A 19,775-nucleotide genomic window follows, 5' to 3' on the forward strand; every position below is an offset into this window, starting at 1 on the left:
TATCTAGCCACCCCAGCCACCGGAACGACTGCTGCTTCCCCAGCTAGATTTAGCGCGAACAGAACTGCCGAATCCACCGCGATTCACCGTCCGGGTTACCGTCGGCTTCGGTTTGTAAACAGAGGGGCTGACTTTGTAATTCCGCTTACGGATATCACCATCAAACACATAGCCGTCGGCAGTGATCCATCGAGAGCGGAACGGTGAGTAAGGCGAATAAGACGTATAAATAGGCTGCGAATAATAGGGGCGCGGCGACAACAACTGACTCACCATGTAACCGGCCATGAACGGCATAAAGAAGCTGCCACTGCCAGAGTTCATTTCGCGGCACTGATTGGCGCCAAACTCGTATTCACAATCAGATTCAGTGCTAAAACGAGGACTGGTGCGGGCGGCTTCATCCAGCGCGGTCTGATAGGCGGCTTCACATTTTTCCACCGCATCAGGATAATCACGTTTGCAATCATCCACGGAGGTGTATATTTGCGCGTCTTGGCGGTCATCGGCGCAACCCGAAGACATGATGCCTGCGATACCCACTGCCAGCGGCTTGAGCATAAAGCCTTTACGCATTTTAAACAGGTCGATATGACGGCTTCTTTTCTGGGTCATAATGCGCTCCCCACTAATAAGTCATACAGGCAGAATTCAACAAACCTACCGCAATAGACATGGCTGCCAGCATGATGCCCGCAGACACTTCGTTGTTGTTAATGCGTTCTGCAATTTTGGGCATAAACGTAAAGCGAAGCAGACCAAACGCACAAGACTGCGCCACGATGGCAATCACCGCCCACAGCGCGAAATCAATAATGGATACTGCGTTTGACGCCGCGCCAGACAAGGCGATGGCAAAACCAATCAGTGCACCGCCAAAACCGACAGCCGCCGCTACATTTTTGTCTTCCTTTACCAGTTTCCATTCGTCATGCGGGGTGACAAAGGCGTAAACGACCTTAAAAATGAAGAGAAACGCAATAGAGATGACAAAGTAGAGGGCGAAGTTATCCAGCCCAGAGAGTGATTCAAGAATGGCTTCCATGTAGTAGTCCTTAATTAACCGTTTATTGTTATATCTGCAGGTTCAATGTCGAATCCGGTGCTAATCACCAGGCAGCGGTCTGCATTATTACCGACAATTTTCTCTTCACCTACCACCAGTAATGATTCAGTTCTGCCGTTGTCGATGGGGCGTTCGTAAAGCATCATAAACTGATCGGTCGTGCTCACATCATCATCTTCCTCGTAGGTGGTTTCTGTAACCGCCACTGGAGGAGATATCTCACCAACCGCATCCCATACGCGATGAAAAACGTTTCCGTTTAACGTATAGGTGGGTTGGGATATGACAGACGCCAGCGCTTCTTTCCATTGTGCTTCACTGCCAATGGTTTTGGTTTCGTAAAAGTACCAAAGTTTGACATCGGTAATGTGATTTCCAGTCAGGCCACCGTCAGTCACAACCTGTAGAAAACCGTCATCATCGGTATAGAAACGCAGTAGGGTACCGCCACTATCGAGAGGCGCCTCACCCGCGGCTTGAATTAACTGAGAGCGTGCGGCACCCTCAATGGTGAGTTGCGGTTCGAGCAGCTTTAATTTCAAATCATCTAGCTCAAAAGAGCCACCCAAATACAGGCCCATGATTTCCGGAGCCTTAGGCTTTTTTTCTTGTTTATCTTTATTGCCGAATAATTTTGAGAACATGAATTAGTCTCCGAGTCGCTGCCAATCGATATTATTTAAGCGGCCGCCAGCGATATAAAACAATTTGTCTCCACCGGATATGGTGTGCGAGAGGTCAGGGTTCAAGACCACATTTTTATAAACACCACCAGGAGCATACCCAATAAGAATCGCGTTGTAATAACGCTTTAGATTACTGAAGACGTGTTCCACCGAAAGTTGACGGACATCGTCGGGAACCTGAACTGAGAATTGTGCCTGGCCATCATCGACACTGATGAGATCGTGATGCAGGGTACTAGAGCCGGGATCGAAGGCGGCTTTTGCTAACATCTCAACCGCCACCGACGGGGTGCATTCCACCTTCGGACAGTGAATTTGTAGCAACGGCACTAAGGTATCGTCGGTGAAATAAGCCACTTTATGGGCATCTGGGTTTCGGTTAGTGCAATAAAGCGCGGTGGTCATGGTTACGTCATCATGCGGGTTATCCATCAGAATGGTTCTCGCAGTGGCAACACACGCTTTATCCATATCTTCATCGCGGTTAAAAGAGTCTACTTTTACAAACTCAATTTTATCCGGCATGGGGTTATGGATGTCGGCTTTTACGCAAAGCACGATTTCGGGTTTATCAGGAAGGGCATCACGCTCTTTAAGTAACAAATCGAGTAACAGCAGTGTTTTTTTCTCGTTCCAGCCAATGACCAGAATGTGATTTTCCAGATGTAATGGTTTCATGCCTAACAATCCTCTTTGCCAATGATGGCTTACCCAAGCTGCAATCCGGCCGACTACCATGGCAAAAATACTGAGTCCGACAGGGATGACATAAAGCGCGACGATTAATTTCCCCGCATATGTCACAGGTGATAGATCACCATAACCTACGGTGGATGCGGTAACCGCCATCCAATAGAAAAAGTCTTCATTGTTTGTGAGCGCGGTTTCACCGGCAGCACTAAGCAACAGCCAGGCTATAACGCCATACAGCAGAGTAATGATGGCAATGGTGTACCAGCGCGATTCAGAGAAATAGCGCAACATTAATTTGCGTAAATGAACCCACGACGACATGGTGAAAGGTAACGTCCCTTGTTAATGCGATAGTGTTAATGCGACAAGTTTGCGGCTCTAGTATGACGCAAAACAGAATTCTGGTGCAAGATAACTAAAAAGGGCGCTAAACAGCGCCCTATAAATTTAGTACTTACTTACCGAGAATGCGGCTCAGTTCATCGTCGGCAGAGGTTTTTCCGCCTTTGATGCCAGCGTCTGCCAAACGTTTTTCCAAATCGCTGGTGGATTCTTCCGCTGCCAGCTCTTCAGCCGCCTGCAGCTCAGCAGAGCGCATCTTCTGCTTGTCCTGAATGCGGGACAAAGATTCCGTCGCCGTTTTCATTTTGCTGTTCGCGCCCATGTGACGTGAAGAGACGGCAACCTGTGCTTTTTGCACGCTTTCAGTGGCTTTCACCATATCGACCTGTTGTTCCAGGCGACGCAGGTTAGCTTTGGCTTGCTGAATATTGCCTGCTAATTGCTTTTCCGATTGTTTGAACTGGTCCAGGTACTGTTGTTCCTGCTCCTGTTCCGCTTTTAAATCCGCGACTTTTTGTGCGCAATCCAGTGCCAGTTGTCGGTCAGTATCAACGGCTTTACGTGCATGCGCTTCGTATTCAGCAATTGATGCACTGAAGCTATCTACTTTTTGTTGAGACAATTTGCATTTCGCCAGAATTTGGGTTCTTGCATGGTCAGACTTGCGCAGCTCTTCTTTTGCTTCACGGATTTCCTGTTCCAGGATCCGTATAGCCTGACTGTCAGCCACGGCCTGAGCGGCTTCAGTGGCACCACCTTTTACTGCTGTGATTAATTTTTTCCAAACAGACATTCGCTTCTCCTGCCAGGTTTACTGTAAATGTGTTTCATAGGCATCAAGGAATGACGCCACATTCTGAAACAGAGTTTCTACTTCAATAACAATGCTTTCCGGTTTCGACTGCGCACTCAGTGCGCCAAAAGCGGTGTAATATTCTTCGTCCTTAATGGTGGAAATACCCACCGTTGTCAGCGGGAATACCATGTGGGTGGACAAGATGTCATGGTTTAGCGCTGCGCGGTCTGTCACTTCCGATGCCGGAAACAGCAAGCTCTCTACCAGAATTTGCTCACCACTAATGGCCAGCCAGGCGTCAATGCCATCCTGATTGGCAATGAGCAAACAACCTGCTTCACGGGTAATGACGAAGTCGTCATGTTCTTGCAAGAGGGATTCAATTTTTTCCAGATCCCACGTCATAATGTCTCTCCTTTACGATTGAAGCGAAAATGTCGACAACACTGTAAACGACTTTTTGTGTGTCCGACAACATTCACGAGGCTCAGTCTAGACAAGTATGGGCAAAGTAGTCAATAATCAATACCTCATTTATGTGTAAAAAAGTGTGTTTTTGTAAAAAATAACTCACAAATGGTGGTTTTTCTTATGGCAAAAAACAACTGGCGGCAAGCTGTTGCTCGTTTGGTGAAGTCGGAAATGTCTATGAGAGGTTTTAAATATCAGACACTTAGCGAAAGATTGGCGGAAATCGGCGTGGAGCAGAGCGCAGATAACCTGCGAAACAAGGTAAATAAAGGTATTATGGGTGCCGACTTATTTTTACAGATAATGATGGTTCTGAACGCCCGTCCCATTGCTATGCAAGCGTTGGATGACATACTGCAAGATCTCAACAGTGATGCAGATTAGTTTTCTAGTAGGTTCTGTCGATCTTTTTCTATGACGTGAGCGTCTCTTGCGCAGACGCTTTGTTATGCATTTGCTTAATTTTGAGCAAAAAAAACCCGACTAAATAGTCGGGTCAGAATAGGATTTGTTTGGGAGAACATCATCACTATCTGTCCAAAGCTTAACCGTTTAAGTCGTCGTTGTATAATATTTATGCGTATTGCGAAATATAAAGAGTTATAAAAAAATATACTGATATGTATTTATGATTTTTAATGTGCTGATTTTGAAGTGAAAAATGAAATTATCTGATTTTAGTTTCGAATTGCCGGAACGTCTGATTGCGAAATATCCTACCGAAAAACGTCGTGCCAGCCGCCTTTTGTGCCTTAACGGCACCAGTGGCGAGGTGGTACATCGCCAGTTTGCAGAGATGCTCGAACTGGTAAATCCCGGCGATCTCTTGGTGTTCAATAATACCCGGGTCATTCCGGCTCGCCTGCGTGGTAGAAAGGCCACTGGCGGTCAAATCGAAGTACTGGTAGAACGTATTTTAGACGACCATCAGGTTCTTGCCCATGTCCGCGCCAGTAAATCTCCCAAGCCAGGCGCCGAACTTTTGCTTGAAGACAACGTGAAAGTGACCGTTACCGGCAGAGAAGGGGCATTATTCCTGCTGCAATTTGAAAAGCATGCTTCGGTGCTGTCGCAATTAGAGCAATACGGTCATATGCCATTGCCACCCTACATCGACCGTGCTGATGAGAGCAGTGACAAAGAACGTTATCAGACCGTGTACAATCAGAAGCCTGGTGCGGTTGCCGCGCCGACTGCTGGCCTGCATTTCGATGATGAAATGCTCACTGCACTGCGTGCCAAGGGCGTGAATCTGGCTTTTGTCACTCTTCACGTGGGAGCGGGCACCTTTCAGCCTGTGCGAGTTGAGAATATCAATGACCACATCATGCATTCTGAATATGCTGAAGTGCCTAAAGAGGTGGTGGATGTGGTGTTGAAAACCAAAGCTGCTGGCAACCGCGTAATCGCAGTGGGTACCACATCTGTTCGCTCCCTGGAATCTGCTGCTAAAGCCGCGGGTGATGAACTGATTGCGCCGTTCTTTGACGATACCGATATTTTTATCTATCCAGGTTTCAATTTCAAAATCATCGATGCCATGTTTACCAATTTCCATTTGCCGGAATCCACGTTGATGATGTTGATTAGCGCATTTGCTGGCCGCGAGCATGTCATGGCAGCGTATCAAGACGCGATTGAGAAGGAGTACCGCTTCTTCAGCTATGGCGACAGCATGTTTATTGAAAAAGCTGAATAGGCGTTCACTGTACTACTGACAGTGACTTGCGGTTAATTTTACGTCCGGCGCGCTCTAGAGCATGATCTGTGCGCTGAAACTGTTATAATCGCCGCCAAATTTTTATTTATCCACGCGTCCGAACCGGGCGCAGTCGAGTTCAGGATATCGTTTTTAATGCAATTTGAACTACTTAAGACCAACGGCAAAGCAAGACGCGGTCGTCTGGTTTTCGACAGAGGCGTGGTAGAAACGCCGGCCTTTATGCCTGTAGGCACTTATGGCACCGTGAAAGGCATGACGCCGGAAGAGCTTAAAGACAGTGGCGCGCATATTTGTCTGGGGAATACGTTCCACCTGATGCTGCGTCCTGGTACTGGCATCATCAAACAGCATGGCGACCTGCATGATTTCATGCACTGGGACAAGCCTATTCTTACCGATTCTGGCGGTTTCCAGGTATTCAGCCTTGGCGATCTGCGCAAAATCACGGAGGAAGGCGTAACCTTCCGTTCTCCGATTAACGGTGAAAAAATTCTGCTCACGCCGGAAAAATCCATGGAAGTCCAGCGTGATCTGGGCTCCGATATCGTGATGATTTTCGACGAGTGTACGCCGTATCCCGCTACCGAGCAGGAAGCACGTATCTCTATGGAGTTGTCACTTCGCTGGGCGAAACGCAGTAAAGAAGCCCACGGTGAAAACCCTTCTGCACTGTTCGGTATCGTGCAAGGTGGCATGTACGAAGGCCTTCGTGATATTTCTCTGGCCGGTCTGGAAGAGATTGGTTTTGACGGTTATGCCATAGGCGGTCTGTCTGTGGGTGAGCCGAAAGAAGACATGATCCGCATCATTGAGCATACGGCGCCTAAGATTCCGGAAAATAAACCCCGTTACCTGATGGGCGTGGGTAAGCCGGAAGATCTGGTTGAGTCGGTACGTCGCGGTATCGACATGTTCGACTGCGTAATGCCAACCCGTAACGCCCGTAACGGTCATTTGTTTGTCACTGAAGGTGTGATAAAAATCCGCAACGCGAAACATCGTAATGATACTTCGCCACTGGATGAGAATTGTGATTGTTACACTTGTAAAAATTATTCCCGCTCATATCTCCATCATCTCGATAAGTGTAATGAGATTCTGGGCGCTCGCCTGAACACTATTCACAATCTTCGTTATTACCAGCGTGTAATGCAGGGGCTGCGCGATGCCATCGATGCAGATGACCTGGAAGGTTTTGTGAAAGAGTTTTACGCACAAAAAGACATGCCGGTACCGGCACTATAACAACAAACGTTTAAAGAGGAATTTATGAGCTTGTTTATTTCTGATGCTTACGCGCAATCCGCTGGTGGTGCTCAACAGGGCGGCGGCTTTGAAATGCTCATTATGCTGGGTGTATTTGGTCTGATTTTCTACTTCCTGCTGTATCGCCCACAGGCAAAACGAGTAAAGGAGCACAAGAATCTGGTTTCATCACTGGGTAAAGGTGACGAAATTCTTACCCAGGGTGGTTTAGTGGGTCGCATCACCAAGGTTTCAGAAGAAAAAGACTTCATCGAAATCGCACTGAACGACGAGACTAACATTGTTGTCCAGAAGACCGCTGTATCAGCTGTACTTCCTAAAGGCACCATGAAATCGATCTAAGTAATACTGCCAAAGCCGGGATTTTTCCCGGCTTTTCGGTAAAAGGAAGTTCTTGTGTTAAATAAAAACTCAATCTGGAAAGTGCTGCTGACGATTGTCATCATCGGCTTATGTGCCTTGTATGCACTTCCCAATATTTACGGTGAAGATAACGCCGTTCAGATCTCTGCGGGTCGTGACGGCAAAGTGACTGAACAGATGGTGAGCCGCGTTGAGAAGACGCTGGCCGATAATAATATCACCGCCAAGGAAATCGAATTTGAGGGTGAGCAAATCCTGGTCCGCCTGACCAGCTCAGATGCTCAGCTTCGTGCCCGTGAGCTGCTTGAAAAAGAACTGGGCACTGACTATTACGTGGCCATGAACCTGGCACCGGACACTCCTGAGTGGCTGGAAAATCTGGGCGGTACGCCGATGAAGCTGGGTCTGGACCTCCGTGGTGGTGTGCACTTCCTGATGGAAGTGGACATGAGTGAAGCCATAAAGAAATCGCTGGAAGATGCCGAGAGTGGTTTCAGAACATCATTACGTGAAGAAGGACTGCGCTACCGCACGGTTACCCAGCGTGATAATTATCTGGACATTCAGTTCCGTGATCAGGACACCCTGGAGAGCGCGGAATTTTTCCTGCGTAACCAGAACCGCGACCTGACATTCGAAGAAGTGGAAGGCATGACCCTGCGCGCCTCTTTTTCTGAAGCTAAGCTGAGCGAAATCCGTGATAATGCGGTGAAACAAAATATCACCATTATCCGTAACCGGGTTAACCAACTCGGTGTTGCCGAGCCGCTGGTTCAGAAGCAGGGTGCTGACCGCATCGTGGTGCAACTGCCCGGTATCCAGGATACTGCCCGCGCGAAAGAAATCCTGAACGCCACGGCAACTCTGGAATTCAGAATGGTTGACCTCGACCACGATGTCGCTGATGCCGTAAACGGTCGTGTGCCTGCCGGCTCACAGCTGATTGATGATCAAAACGGTCGTCCGCAGTTACTGGAAAAACGCATCATGCTGACCGGTAACCACATCACTGACGCTAACAGTGGTGTCGACGAATACGGTATTCCGCAAGTTAACATCTCGCTGGATTCTGAGGGCGGCAACAAGATGTCGCGCTCTACCCGCAGCAATATTGGTAAGCCTATGGCTACCGTGTTTATTGAATACAAGTCCACCGGCGAGCGTAATGCCGACGGTAAACTGGTATTTGAAAAACACGAAGAAGTGATCAGTGTGGCGACAATCCGTGCACAGCTCGGTAGCAGCTTCCGGATTACCGGTCTGGATTCGCCGAAAGAAGCCCGCGACCTGTCACTGCTGCTGCGCGCTGGTGCACTGATTGCGCCTATCCAGATTGTTGAGGAACGTACAGTAGGCCCAAGCCTGGGTGCCGAAAACATCGAAATGGGTATGCAGGCCATTGTATGGGGTCTGGCTGCGGTTCTTGTTTTCATGATCATCTACTACAAGGCGTTTGGTCTGATTGCCAACGTGGCGCTGATAAGCAACCTGGTCATCATTATTGGCGTTATGTCGATGATTCCGGGCGCGACGCTAACGTTGCCAGGTATGGCGGGTATCGTACTGACAGTAGGTATGGCGGTTGACGCCAATGTACTGATTTTCGAGCGTATACGTGAAGAGCTTCGGGACGGGCGTAGCCCGCAGCAAGCGATTCATATGGGTTACGACAGTGCCTTCTCGACCATTCTGGATGCTAACGTAACCACGTTTATCGCCGGGATGATCCTGTTCGCAGTGGGTACGGGACCGATTAAGGGCTTCTCAATTACCCTGATGATTGGTATTGCGACTTCAATGTTTACAGCCATTCTGGTTACCCGTGTCATCGCCAATGCAATCTGGGGCGGACGTCGGGTCACGTCGCTGCCGATTTAAGGAACCGTAATCATGCAATTATTATCTTTAAACCATACGGTTAATTTCATGCGACTGCGCGTCGCGACAATGGTCCTGTCGACACTTCTTATCTTAGGGTCGCTCGTATCGCTGGGCATGAATAGCCTCAACTGGGGCCTGGACTTCACCGGCGGTACGCTGATTGAAGTGGGCTATGAAGAGTCTGCAAATCTGGAAAAAATCCGTGCTGAGCTTGCCGGTGCCGATTTTGAAGACGCAGTCGTACAGAACTTTGGTAGCAGTCAGGACGTGCTTATCCGCATCGCCCCCCGGGAAGGTGTAAAAGCTTCTGCCATTGGCGATCAGGTACTCGCTGCACTGCGCGCTGACGGTGAAGCCGTTGAGATGCGACGTATCGAGTTCGTTGGGCCGCAGGTGGGTGACGAACTGACAGAGCAGGGTGGTCTCGCCATGTTAGTGGCTCTGCTGTGTATTCTGGTGTACGTAGCCATGCGTTTTGAATGGCGCTTCGCACTGGGTTCAGTTGCTGCGCTGGTTCACGACGTGATTCTGACATTAGGCCTGTTCTCTGTACTGCAAATCGAATTCGACCTTACTGTACTGGCTGCGGTGTTGGCGGTTATCGGTTACTCGTTGAACGATACCATCGTTGTGTGTGACCGTATTCGTGAGAACTTCCGCAAAATCCGTAAAGGCGAGCCTACTGAGATTGTAAATATCTCGCTGTCGCAAACGCTTAACCGGACCATCATTACCTCACTGACCACGGTGCTGGTACTGGTTGCGCTGTTTTATAAAGGCGGGGCGCTAATCCACGGTTTTGCTACTGCACTGCTGTTTGGTGTCGCTGTGGGGACTTACTCATCTATTTATATTGCCAGCTCTGTCGCACTTGCGCTGGGTATCAGTAAAGAAGATCTGATGCCACCGCAGGTGGAGAAAGAAGGTGCCGATATGGACCCGTTGCCATAACAGGCGATGCTCACTATTTATCTAAAAGGTCGCTTCACGCGGCCTTTTTTTTGGCCCGACGATGAGAAAGCGTGGAAAACGGAAAGAAACGGAAAGGACGTGTGATAATGTATGTTAAGCTGGGATAGATGACTCACCTGTGGAGCAAGCACAACGCCTGGCGCTACAAACGAAAAAGCCAGCGACTGTCCGCTGGCTTTTATTCTGTTTTGCCGCTCAATCTATTTACAGATAAACCTAGGCAGCAATTTGTATAAACGGTTTACTCTCTCAGGTATTTAGCCCTTCAAATGCTTTACCAGGCCCTGAACCACTTTAGGGCTACCGGCGACGATTTCACCTTTGTACAGCGGGTCGTTGTTGCCTTTAAAATCTGTTACCAGACCGCCGGCTTCACGCACCAGCAGTTCACCTGCTGCGATGTCCCACGCTTTAATACCACGCTCCCAGTAACCATCCATACGGCCAGCGGCAACGTAAGCCAGATCAAGCGCCGCACTACCACCGCGACGAATATCGCCACACTCGTGGAAGATTTTATTCAGGCCTAAGGCGTATTCACCAAACTGGGTTTTATTTTTGAATGGCAGGGCAGTAGCCAGTACTGTTTCAGTCAGATCGCGAGGCTTGGTTACACGGATGCGGTAACCATTCAGCTGGGCACCCTGACCACGGCTTGCAGTAAAAATTTCGCTGCGAATAGGATCGAAAACCACCGCCTGATCAAGACGGCCTTTGTGCAGCAGAGCGATAGAGACACAGAAATGAGGAATACCTTTTACAAAGTTGGTGGTTCCATCCAGTGGATCGATAACCCACTGAAAATCTGAATCCTTGCCGTGCGTTTCGCCGGACTCTTCACCCAGGAAACTGTGATCCGGGAATGATTGCTGAATTTTGTTGATAATCGCCTTTTCGGCTTCTCTGTCGATCTGCGTTACATAGTCATTGGCGCCTTTTTCTTCTTTAGTCAGGTCAGCACGATTCTCAAAACCGCGCACAATGATTGTTCCGGCAACACGCGCAGCGCGCACCGCAATATTCAGCATAGGATGCATAAGTAAACCACCAATTGTAAAAGATCAGGATAAACGCTGTATGGATTTTGACCATACACGTCAAAAGCGCGCGAAGTGTACCAGAGCAGATAAAATATGCAATGGCAAGCGGTTAAAAATACGCCCTCATGCCGTGAAGCGAAATAGCCATCCAGATTGCTATTGTGCTATTATCCGCCACCCGCAAAACAGGTGAAAGGTTTTACTCATGCTCGAGAATATCAGAATTGTATTGGTTAACACGTCCCATACCGGCAACATCGGCTCCACAGCCCGGGCGATGAAAACCATGGGCCTGAGTAACCTTTATCTTGTCGACCCAGTAAGCGCACCCGACGGACATGCCAGCGCGCTGGCAGCCGGTGCCGGCGATGTGCTGGCTAACGCGAAAACCGTGTCCACCCTACAGGAAGCCGTGGCTGATTGTGGTCTGGTGGTCGGTACATCTGCGCGCTCGCGGACTCACTCCTGGCCCATGCTGGAACCACGCAGCTGCGGTCGCAAACTCATCGAAGAAGTGCCTGATTATCCGGTGGCGCTGGTGTTTGGACGTGAGAATAACGGCCTCACCAATGAAGAGCTGCAGCAGTGTCATTTCCACGTATGTATTCCTGCAAACCCTGAATACAGCTCATTGAACCTGGCCGCAGCCGTTCAGACATTATGCTACGAAGTACGCATGGCGTGGCTGGAAAAAGAATCATTCCCGCCGACCGAGAACGATTATCCACTGAATGATGATCTTGAACGCTTCTATACGCATCTTGAAAGCACCTTGTCCGGCACCGGTTTTATTGTAAAGAATCACCCCGGCTTGGTGATGACCAAGTTGCGTCGCCTGTTTAACCGCGCCCGCCCGGAAAGTGCAGAGCTTAATATTCTGCGCGGCATCCTGTCATCCATCGATAAATCTGTGAAGTAAGGTATGGCTCATGTTTTCAGGAATCAAAGAAGACGTTAAAGGGGTCTTTCACCGTGACCCGGCGGCCCGCAACACGTTTGAAGTACTGACCAACTATCCCGGTCTGCACGCTATCTGGCTGCACCGTGTGAGTCATAAACTGTGGACCCACGATTTCAAATGGCTGGCACGCAGTTTATCGACATTCAGTCGTTGGCTTACGGGTGTAGAAATTCACCCGGGGGCGACCTTGGGGCGCCGTTTCTTTATCGACCATGGTATGGGCGTGGTGATTGGTGAGACCGCAATAATCGGTGACGACGTGACGATTTATCATGGCGTTACGTTGGGCGGAACCAGCTGGAAAGCAGGAAAACGTCACCCCACATTGGAAAACAACGTGGTTGTCGGTGCCGGGGCTAAGGTACTCGGTCCAATCGTGATTTCAGAAGGTGCCAAGATTGGATCAAATTCGGTGGTAGTGAAAGACACGCCTGCCGGAGCCACTGTGGTTGGTATTCCTGGCCGTATTGTTAAAACGCAGAAGTCTGCACCGGATGATGCACGGGTGGCTAAACGCCATAAAATTGCTGAAAAATACGGATTCGATGCTTACGCAGTCGCTACCGACAATCCTGACCCGGTGGCCAATGCCATGGGCGTAATGCTCGAGCACATCCATCAGATGGACAGCAAAGTGGAAGAATTGTGCGGTGTGATACGTTCCCTTGGCGGTGACGTATGTACAGATAACCTACAAGCCATTAAAGCCGAGGATTTTGCCGATACCGGTATCGATCCGGTCATTCCACAGCAGGGTGAAGTACTCGACGATTTTGACCCAAAAATCTGATTAACCTGATAGATAATACTTGACTAAATTACTAGGTTAAATACTTGACCATTTTAGTCGGGAATGTAACAATTCCGGCCCTGATTACGCTGGGAGAAAGTCATGAAATTAACCTCAAAAGGACGTTATGCGGTCACGGCAATGCTTGACGTGGCGCTACATTCTACCCGTGGACCCGTGCCACTGGCGGACATCTCCGAACGTCAGGAAATTTCGCTTTCCTATCTTGAACAATTATTCTCTCGGTTGCGCAAAGAAAAGCTGGTAGACAGCGTGCGCGGACCCGGCGGCGGTTACTTGTTAGGCCGTGACGCCATGCGTATTGCGGTTGGTGAAGTTATCCGCGCCGTCGACGAATCTGTCGATGCCACTCGTTGTCAGGGGCAGGCAGATTGCCAGGGCGGCGAACGCTGTCTTACCCACAGCCTGTGGCAGGACTTGAGCGACCGCATTAGCGTGTTCCTCGACTCAATTACCCTTGGCGAATTGATGTCGCAGCGCCAGGTTCAGGAAGTTGCAGGCCGTCAGGACAAAAACACCTCTGTTCTCAAACCACTTGATGATATTAAGGTAAGCATCCAGTTGTCATGAGCAATCACGTTTCACACCCTATTTATTTGGATTATGCCGCCACCACACCGGTAGACCCGCTTGTGGCAGAAAAAATGATGGCGTGTTTAACCATCGACGGTAATTTCGGGAATCCGGCGTCACGGACCTACCGTTACGGTTGGGTCGCAGAAGAAGCGGTAGATGTTGCCCGTAATCAGGTTGCAGACGCTATTAATTGTGATCCACGTGAAATTATTTTCACTTCCGGCGCTACAGAATCAGATAACCTAGCGATTGCGGGTGCCATTGAAGCAAACGCAGAAAAAGGTCGCCATATCATTACCGTGAACACCGAGCACAAAGCGGTGTTAGATACCTGTGATGCACTGGCGAAAAAAGGCTGCGAAGTCACTATTCTTGAAGTCGACAAACAGGGCATGATTACACCACAGCAGGTGAAAGATGCCATTCGTGACGACACGGTATTAGTGAGCGTAATGCACGCCAATAACGAAATTGGCGTGATACAAGACATTGCCGCGATTGGCAAAATTTGCCGTGAAAAAGGGGTTTTATTTCATGTCGATGCTGCCCAGTCTGTGGGTAAGCTTGCCGTCGATATGAGCGCGTTGGATGTGGATTTATTATCTATTTCAGCGCATAAAATTTATGGTCCCAAAGGCATTGGCGCGCTGTATGTGCGTCGTCGACCAAAGGCACGCATTACTGCGCAAATTCACGGCGGTGGTCACGAGCGGGGTATGCGTTCGGGTACATTGCCGACGCATCAAATTGTAGGCATGGGTGAGGCCATTGCCATTGCTTGTGCAAACATGAGCGAAGAAATGCCACAAATCGCTGCGCTTCGCGACAAGCTATGGGCGGGTATCCGTCAACTCGATAACGTGTATCTGAACGGCCACCCGGAAAAACGTCTGCCGGGTAACCTCAACGTAAGCTTTGGTGGTGTGGACGGTGAAAGCCTGATGATGGCGATGAATGATATTGCCGTATCGTCTGGTTCGGCCTGCACCTCTGCCAGTCTCGAACCCTCTTATGTACTAGCTGCATTGGGCATGGGTGCTGAACTGGCGCACAGTGGCATTCGTTTTAGTGTTGGGCGGTTTACCACCGAACAAGACATTGATTATGTGATTGATAAAGTCACAACCGTGGTTAGCGGGCTTCGCGGAGCCTAATCATGCTAGCAAATGGCAGCGTTTAAGCGGTGCTGAACCGCGTAAACATTGAACTGCTGTGTAGTTTCGGGCATCATGCGCACGCTTTTTTAAGCGGTCTTGCATGAAAGCTGTCCGCCAGTGTTCTGCTACCGGGCTAATTCTTGAGTGAAATAGTCAGGTATTATACAATTTAGACCGATTTATCGTGTAGGTTTCGACTGTATTTGAATGACGTACAGTGACGCCGGAGCAAGACCGACATGGCCCCGGCACAAAGTAAACCTGCATTTTCAGGCAAACAGGTGAGATCCAATAATGAGTGAACAGATCGATCAGGCGCTTTCGCGAAAGTACGATGCCGGTTTCTATTCAGAAATCGAGTCTGAAACCTTCGAAAACGGGCTTGACGAATCCGTTATCCGCCGCATTTCAGAAATGAAGGGCGAGCCGGAGTGGATGCTTGAATGGCGTTTAAAAGCATACAACGCATGGCTGCAAATGGAAGAGCCGGAGTGGGCCCATGTGGAATATCCTAAAGTGGATTTCCAGGCCATTTCTTATTACTCCGCGCCGAAGAGCATGAAAGATAAACCGAAGTCGTTGGACGAGGTAGATCCTGAACTGCTGCGCACCTACGAAAAGCTGGGTATTCCTCTGCACGAGCAGGAAATGCTGGCGGGTGTGGCCGTTGATGCGGTTTTCGACTCTGTGTCTGTTGTTACAACCTTCCGCGAAAAGCTGGAAGAAGCCGGGGTTATTTTCTGCCCGATTTCTGAAGCCGTTCATAAGTATCCTGAACTGATTAAGAAGTACCTGGGCTCGGTAGTGCCGCGCACAGATAATTTCTATGCGGCGCTGAACGGTGCAGTATTTACCGATGGCTCGTTTGTATTCATTCCCAAGGGCGTTCGTTGCCCGATGGAACTGTCCACCTATTTCCGTATTAACGAAATGAACACCGGTCAGTTCGAACGTACCCTGATTGTTGCCGAAGAAGGCAGCTATGTGTCATATCTGGAAGGCTGTACTGCGCCACAGCGCGACGAGAACCAGCTGCACGCTGCAGTGGTAGAACTGGTTGCCATGGACGATGCGCAAATCAAATATTCTACGGTACAAAATTGGTATCCTGGGGATGAAGACGGCAAGGGCGGTATTTATAACTTCGTGACCAAACGCGGTATCTGTCACACCAATGCCAAAATTTCCTGGACGCAGGTTGAAACCGGTTCAGCCGTAACCTGGAAATATCCTTCCTGTGTGCTGAAAGGTGACAACAGTGTGGGTGAGTTTTACTCAGTAGCACTGACCCGCGGTCGACAGCAGGCCGACACCGGTACCAAAATGATTCATCTGGGTAAAAATACCCGTTCCACCATCATCTCGAAAGGGATCTCCGCCGGTAAGAGTAACAACGCTTACCGCGGTCTGGTGCAGATGGGCCCCCGTGCAGACGGCGCCCGTAACTTTACCGAATGTGATTCGCTGTTAATCGGCGACCAGTGTGGTGCACACACATTCCCGTATATCGAAAGCAGAAACCCAACCGCCATTGTAGAACATGAAGCGACTACGTCGAAAGTGAGCGATGAGCAGTTATTCTTATGCCAGCAACGTGGTCTGGACCCGGAAAAAGCCGTGTCGATGATCGTTAACGGTTTCTGTAAAGAAGTATTCAAAGAGCTACCAATGGAATTTGCCGTTGAAGCTGGCAAGCTGCTCGAAATTAGTCTTGAAGGTTCAGTGGGGTAATAATGCTAAAAATTTCTAATCTACATGCCAGCGTCGAAGAAAAGACCATCATTAAAGGTCTTGATCTGGAAATAGGTCCAGGTGAAGTACACGCTATCATGGGCCCTAACGGTGCGGGTAAATCCACACTGGGCTATGTACTGTCTGGCCGTGATGGCTACGAAGTGTCTGACGGTGCGGTAGAACTGAACGGTAAAGACTTACTGGATTTAGACGTAGAAGAGCGTGCCCGTGAAGGTCTATTCCTGGCATTCCAGTATCCGGTAGAAATTCCGGGTGTTTCTAACATGGAATTCATGAAGGAATCGGTTAATGCGATGCGCGAACAACGTGGTGAAGAGCCACTGACTGCCGCAGAATTCCTCAAAAAAGCCAAAGAAGCCTGCAAGCAGGTTCAACTGCCGCTGGATTTCCTTAAGCGTGGTGTGAACGAAGGCTTTTCTGGTGGTGAGAAAAAGCGTAACGAAATCATGCAAATGATTTTGCTTGAGCCATCACTGTGTATTCTTGATGAATCAGATTCCGGTCTGGACGTGGACGCCCTGCAGGTAGTGGCTGACGGCGTGAACAGTCAGCGCAACGATAAGCGTAGCTTCATCGTGGTTACCCACTATCAACGTCTTCTTGACTACATCAAACCGGATTTCGTTCACATTCTGGCCGACGGTAAAATCGTCAAGAGCGGCGATGCGTCTCTGGCGCTGGAAGTGGAGAAGAACGGTTACGCTTTCTTAGGTAAAAAATACGAGGAGAGTGAAGCATGAGCCAATGGCTGGAACAAGTCATTGACAACGCTCAGGATGTTTCTGACTTCCTTTCTTCACAACGTAAAAAGTCACTGGCAGCGCTGCAGGAGCAGGGTTGGCCAGGTAAACGGGCTGAGCAATGGCGCTTTACCCCGCTGACTAGCGTTGAAAAACGTAAAGCAATTAAAGCGAAGGTTTCTGACGAACCTGCAGTGCCACAAATCGACAAGCTAGACACCATCGATTTGGTATTTGCTGACGGTAAACTGGTCACAGATATCAGTGAACTGTCATTGCCTAAAGGCCTGAAAATCAAATCACTGAAAAAGGCCGGTGATGATGAACAGGCAGCTATCAAAAGCATTTTTGCCAAGATAAAACCTGCTCGCCACACTTTTGGTTTGGTGAACGATGCTGTTGCTAAACAAGGTGTATTCATTGATGTAGCCGCGGGTGCGAAAATTAAACCCGTTGTTCGTGTGCTTAACCTCAGCACACAAACGGGCGATGCACACACTCGCGTACTGGTTCGCTTAGGCGAAGCAGCAAAGCTGACGGTCATGGAACACGGCGAGGGCAGTGCAGATAGTCTGACTACCGCGTTTGCTGAATACAGCATTGCTGACCACGCGCACCTTGAGCACTACCGTTTTGCACTGTTTACTGGCAAAGCGAAACAGATTGGTGGTAGCCATTTCAAGCTAGGTGAAGAAGCCAGCCTGAACAGCACGCTGGTTGGCTACGGTAGCGAATTGAGCCGATTAGATATCGACGTTTGGCATGCCGGTGAGCACGCAAATGCAAAAATGAATGCGATTTATCTGCTGGCCGAAGGCGAGCTGTTCGACCTGCACACGAATCTGGAGCACGCTGTTCCGAATGGTACGTCGGAAGAAAACGCCCGTGGTATCGTGGGTGATGGTGCCCGCGCCGTGTTTAACGGTCGTATTCATATTCATCGTGATGCGCAGAAAACCCTGGCTGAATTGAACAACCGTAATCTGCTGTTATCTCGTCGCTCACTGATTAATACTAAGCCAGAGCTTGAGATTTACGCCGACGACGTGAAATGTGCCCACGGTGCCACCGTTGCCGAAATCGACGATACCGCATTGTATTACATGCTCAGCCGTGGTATTCCGCGTAGTAAGGCACTGGTTATGCTGAACTTTGGTTTTATTCAGGAATTGGTTACCCAAATTCCAAAAGAAGCTATCGCAGACTGGTTACTGCCAAAACTCAGTGAACGTTTTTCCCAGATGGAAGTGAAATGACTCTGGACGTAAAGGCCCTGCGGGCGCAATTTCCGATTTTACAGCGCGAGATAGACGGCAAGCCGCTTGTCTATCTTGATAACGCTGCGACTACGCAGAAGCCACAGGTGGTGCTGGACGCGATTATCGACTTTTACACCACCACCAATGCCAATGTGCATCGCGGTGCACATTCCTTGTCTGACGAAGCGACCCGTCGCTACGAAAAGGCCCGGGACGACGTAGCGGCATTTATTAATGCCAACGGTCGTGAAGAAGTTATCTGGACTGCAGGTACTACTGAAGCCATCAACCTGGTGGCTCGTGGCCTAGGCCAGTTGCTGAAAGCCGGTGAAGAAGTGGTCGTTACTGAAATGGAACACCACGCCAACCTGGTTACCTGGCAGCAAGCCTGTAAGGTTTCTGGGGCCACACTGAAAGTCGCGCCAATTTTCGAAAACGGCGAGCTCGACGTAGACGCTTTCAGTGCACTGCTGAACGATAAAACGCGCTTAGTCGCGTTCCCCCACGTGTCAAATGCCTTAGGCACGGTTAATCCGATCAAGGAACTAACCGCAAAAGCCAAAGCGGTGGATGCGCTGGTGCTGGTTGACGGCGCTCAGGGTATCGCTCATGGCGGTGTTGATGTGCAGGCAATTGGTTGTGATTTCTATGCATTTTCTGGTCATAAACTGTTTGCGCCAACCGGTGTTGGTGCACTGTGGGGCCGTAAATCAGTACTGGAAAACTGGCCTGTATGGCTTACCGGCGGCGAAATGATTGCCGATGTCACCTACCAGGATGCTACCTGGGGACAACTGCCTAACCGCCTTGAAGCTGGTACTCCCAATATTGCTGGTGTTATCGGCCTTGGCGCAGCGGTAAACTGGTTCTCAGAACTGGATTTAGCCGCAGTACAGGCTCATGAGCAAGCGTTATTGGCTTCGGCACATGAGCAGGCGTCGTCTATCGACGGTATGCGTATCATTGGCACGGCGCCGAAAAAGGCCGGGGTGATGAGTTTTATGCTCGGCAACGCCCATCCCGCTGATGTGGGGTTCATTCTCGATCGTCAGGGCGTAGCCATTCGTACCGGTGACAACTGTGCGCAGCCATTAATGAAAAAGTTCGGTATTCCAGGCACCGCACGGGCGTCATTCTCTATTTACAATACCCTTGAAGAAGTCGACAAACTGTATGACGCACTTCGCAAGGCGAATATGATGCTTGCTTAAGCAGGA

At 49.5% G+C, this 19,775-nt stretch carries 21 protein-coding genes; 14 read left to right on the forward strand and 7 right to left on the reverse strand.

Annotated features, from left to right (window positions below):
• Positions 1-3: 3 nt before the first annotated feature.
• The 6 genes from ACXAFQ_RS15980 to ACXAFQ_RS16005 form a co-directional block, all read right to left on the reverse strand.
• The gene (locus ACXAFQ_RS15980; RefSeq protein WP_474824405.1) at positions 4-615 is read right to left on the reverse strand and encodes a DUF1190 family protein; all 612 of its coding nucleotides are present in this window, start codon (positions 613-615) and stop codon (positions 4-6) included.
• 13 nt (positions 616-628) lie between these two features.
• Positions 629-1,045 (reverse strand): DUF350 domain-containing protein, encoded by a 417-nt coding sequence (locus ACXAFQ_RS15985; protein WP_474824407.1) that lies wholly within the window; start codon positions 1,043-1,045, stop codon positions 629-631.
• 14 nt (positions 1,046-1,059) lie between these two features.
• Entirely contained in the window at positions 1,060-1,710 is a 651-nt protein-coding gene (locus ACXAFQ_RS15990; protein WP_474824409.1) for a YjfK family protein, read from the reverse strand.
• A 3-nt stretch (positions 1,711-1,713) separates the two neighbouring features.
• Positions 1,714-2,766 (reverse strand): potassium channel family protein, encoded by a 1,053-nt coding sequence (locus tag ACXAFQ_RS15995; RefSeq protein ID WP_474824411.1) that lies wholly within the window; start codon positions 2,764-2,766, stop codon positions 1,714-1,716.
• 133 nt (positions 2,767-2,899) lie between these two features.
• Entirely contained in the window at positions 2,900-3,580 is a 681-nt protein-coding gene (locus tag ACXAFQ_RS16000) for a PspA/IM30 family protein (protein ID WP_474824413.1), read from the reverse strand.
• Between the two features lie 18 nt (positions 3,581-3,598).
• Positions 3,599-3,988: a DUF2170 family protein gene (locus ACXAFQ_RS16005; protein ID WP_474824415.1), complete on the reverse strand. Its 390-nt coding sequence runs from the start codon at positions 3,986-3,988 to the stop codon at positions 3,599-3,601.
• A gap of 186 nt (positions 3,989-4,174) precedes the next feature.
• Between ACXAFQ_RS16005 and ACXAFQ_RS16010 the strand changes: the two genes are divergently transcribed.
• The 6 genes from ACXAFQ_RS16010 (at position 4,175) to secF (ending at position 10,238) form a co-directional block, all read left to right on the forward strand.
• A complete protein-coding gene (locus ACXAFQ_RS16010) occupies positions 4,175-4,438 on the forward strand; it encodes a DUF6471 domain-containing protein (RefSeq protein WP_474824417.1) in 264 nt (87 codons plus the stop codon).
• Positions 4,439-4,715: 277 nt separating this feature from the next.
• Positions 4,716-5,753 carry a tRNA preQ1(34) S-adenosylmethionine ribosyltransferase-isomerase QueA gene (queA, locus tag ACXAFQ_RS16015; RefSeq protein ID WP_474824419.1) on the forward strand — a complete coding sequence of 346 codons (1,038 nt, stop codon included), beginning with the start codon at positions 4,716-4,718 and terminating at the stop codon, positions 5,751-5,753.
• Positions 5,754-5,909: 156 nt separating this feature from the next.
• Complete coding sequence (gene tgt / locus ACXAFQ_RS16020) at positions 5,910-7,022, forward strand: tRNA guanosine(34) transglycosylase Tgt (protein ID WP_474824421.1); 1,113 nt, start codon at positions 5,910-5,912, stop codon at positions 7,020-7,022.
• 24 nt (positions 7,023-7,046) lie between these two features.
• Positions 7,047-7,385, forward strand: a complete 339-nt coding sequence (gene yajC / locus ACXAFQ_RS16025; protein ID WP_474824423.1) for a preprotein translocase subunit YajC — start codon at positions 7,047-7,049, stop codon at positions 7,383-7,385.
• A gap of 54 nt (positions 7,386-7,439) precedes the next feature.
• Positions 7,440-9,284 carry a protein translocase subunit SecD gene (gene secD, locus ACXAFQ_RS16030; protein ID WP_474824425.1) on the forward strand — a complete coding sequence of 615 codons (1,845 nt, stop codon included), beginning with the start codon at positions 7,440-7,442 and terminating at the stop codon, positions 9,282-9,284.
• Positions 9,285-9,296: 12 nt separating this feature from the next.
• Entirely contained in the window at positions 9,297-10,238 is a 942-nt protein-coding gene (gene secF, locus ACXAFQ_RS16035; protein WP_474824427.1) for a protein translocase subunit SecF, read from the forward strand.
• 278 nt (positions 10,239-10,516) lie between these two features.
• On the opposite strand, the gene suhB is transcribed toward secF, so the two are convergent.
• Positions 10,517-11,296, reverse strand: a complete 780-nt coding sequence (gene suhB, locus ACXAFQ_RS16040) for an inositol-1-monophosphatase (RefSeq protein ID WP_474824429.1) — start codon at positions 11,294-11,296, stop codon at positions 10,517-10,519.
• Positions 11,297-11,504: 208 nt separating this feature from the next.
• On the opposite strand from suhB, the gene trmJ reads away from it, so the two are divergent.
• The 8 genes from trmJ (at position 11,505) to ACXAFQ_RS16080 (ending at position 19,769) form a co-directional block, all read left to right on the forward strand.
• Positions 11,505-12,218, forward strand: coding sequence for a tRNA (cytosine(32)/uridine(32)-2'-O)-methyltransferase TrmJ (gene trmJ, locus ACXAFQ_RS16045; RefSeq protein ID WP_474824431.1), 714 nt, complete (start codon positions 11,505-11,507; stop codon positions 12,216-12,218).
• A 10-nt stretch (positions 12,219-12,228) separates the two neighbouring features.
• Positions 12,229-13,050, forward strand: coding sequence for a serine O-acetyltransferase (cysE, locus tag ACXAFQ_RS16050; RefSeq protein ID WP_474824433.1), 822 nt, complete (start codon positions 12,229-12,231; stop codon positions 13,048-13,050).
• A gap of 102 nt (positions 13,051-13,152) precedes the next feature.
• A complete protein-coding gene (gene iscR, locus ACXAFQ_RS16055) occupies positions 13,153-13,641 on the forward strand; it encodes a Fe-S cluster assembly transcriptional regulator IscR (protein ID WP_070125702.1) in 489 nt (162 codons plus the stop codon).
• Positions 13,638-14,801, forward strand: a complete 1,164-nt coding sequence (locus ACXAFQ_RS16060) for an IscS subfamily cysteine desulfurase (RefSeq protein WP_474824435.1) — start codon at positions 13,638-13,640, stop codon at positions 14,799-14,801. Before iscR ends, ACXAFQ_RS16060 begins: the two co-directional genes overlap by 4 nt.
• Before the next feature lie 297 nt (positions 14,802-15,098).
• The gene (gene sufB, locus ACXAFQ_RS16065) at positions 15,099-16,535 is read left to right on the forward strand and encodes a Fe-S cluster assembly protein SufB (RefSeq protein WP_474824436.1); all 1,437 of its coding nucleotides are present in this window, start codon (positions 15,099-15,101) and stop codon (positions 16,533-16,535) included.
• Between the two features lie 2 nt (positions 16,536-16,537).
• Positions 16,538-17,299 carry a Fe-S cluster assembly ATPase SufC gene (gene sufC / locus ACXAFQ_RS16070; protein WP_474824437.1) on the forward strand — a complete coding sequence of 254 codons (762 nt, stop codon included), beginning with the start codon at positions 16,538-16,540 and terminating at the stop codon, positions 17,297-17,299.
• Positions 17,296-18,555 (forward strand): Fe-S cluster assembly protein SufD, encoded by a 1,260-nt coding sequence (gene sufD, locus ACXAFQ_RS16075; RefSeq protein WP_474824438.1) that lies wholly within the window; start codon positions 17,296-17,298, stop codon positions 18,553-18,555. The genes sufC and sufD overlap by 4 nt, the downstream gene beginning before the upstream one ends.
• A complete protein-coding gene (locus ACXAFQ_RS16080) occupies positions 18,552-19,769 on the forward strand; it encodes an aminotransferase class V-fold PLP-dependent enzyme (protein WP_474824439.1) in 1,218 nt (405 codons plus the stop codon). Before sufD ends, ACXAFQ_RS16080 begins: the two co-directional genes overlap by 4 nt.
• Positions 19,770-19,775 lie beyond the last annotated feature (6 nt).

Source organism: Alteromonas sp. ABH2_165 (genome assembly GCF_056159945.1).